A 1079-nucleotide genomic window follows, 5' to 3' on the forward strand; every position below is an offset into this window, starting at 1 on the left:
ACCCAGGGTCGAGTGACGCCGGGTCGGATTGTAGAAGCACTCGATGTAATCAAACACGTCTGCCTTCGCCTGTACCCTCGTGCGGTAGACCTTTTTCCCGATCCGCTCGGTCTTGAGCGAGGAGAAGAAGCTTTCCATCGCGGCGTTATCCCAGACGTTGCCGGACCGGCTCATCGAACAGGTGACGCCGTTGTCGGCCATGAGCCGCTGGAACTGCTCGCTGGTATATTGGCTACCCTGGTCCGAGTGATGCAGCAGAGCATCAGGCTTGCCGCGTCGCCAGATCGCCATGATGAGAGCATCGGTAACGAGCTGGGCGGTCATCGTGTCGCTCATCGACCAGCCCACCACCCTGCGCGAGAACAGGTCGATGACGGCGGCCACGTAGAGCCATCCTTCGGCAGTCCAGATGTAGGTGAAATCTGCCACCCACTTCTGGTTGGGCCTGTCGGCCGTGAACTGGCGATCCAGAACGTTGCTGGCGATGACCGAGCGTTCGCCCTGATCCTTGGGCAGCCCACGGCGGCGTGGCCTGGCCCGCAGCCCTTGCGCTCGCATGAGCCGTTCGATCCGATGCAGACCGCAGGAGATGCCTTCGGCGAGCAGGTCGTGCCAGACACGCCGGGCGCCATAGGTGCGATAGCTGCCAACATGGCTGGCCCTGACCCTCGAGCCGATGACCTCGTCGTCGCGGGCACGCTGTGACGGCACCCGGGTGAGCCAGGCATGGAAGCCGCTCCGCGAGACACCGAGCGCCCCGCACATCCATGCCACCGGCCAGATCCCTCGGTGCTTCGCGATGAAGGCGAACCTCATATCGAGTCCTTCGCGAAGTAGGCGGCGGCTTTTTTTAGAATGTCGCGCTCTGCCTTCAGCTTGGCCACTTCCCGGCGCAGACGATCGATCTCCAACTGCTCCGGCTTCATCTGACCCTGCCCGGGAAAGGCATGGCCAGGATCAGCGGCCAACTCCTTTACCCATTTGCGCAGCAGGTTCTCGTGCAGATCCAAATCGCGGGCCGCCTGCGCAACTGCCACACCGCGCTCACGGACCAACCTTACTGCCTCAAGCTTAAACTC

The 1079-nt window shown here is 62.6% G+C and carries 1 protein-coding gene; it reads right to left on the reverse strand.

The window, feature by feature from the left end; genetic code table 11:
• Positions 1-1079 (reverse strand): IS3 family transposase gene (locus PYV00_RS24055; RefSeq protein WP_275230870.1). Its coding sequence is split into 2 segments (ribosomal slippage), with 1080 coding nucleotides annotated over them: positions 1-845 and positions 845-1079; the frame shifts between segments, so codons are not numbered across the junction. This gene is flagged as partial in the annotation.

Source organism: Novosphingobium album (ex Liu et al. 2023) (assembly GCF_029076845.1).
Taxonomy (GTDB): Bacteria; Pseudomonadota; Alphaproteobacteria; order Sphingomonadales; family Sphingomonadaceae; genus Novosphingobium.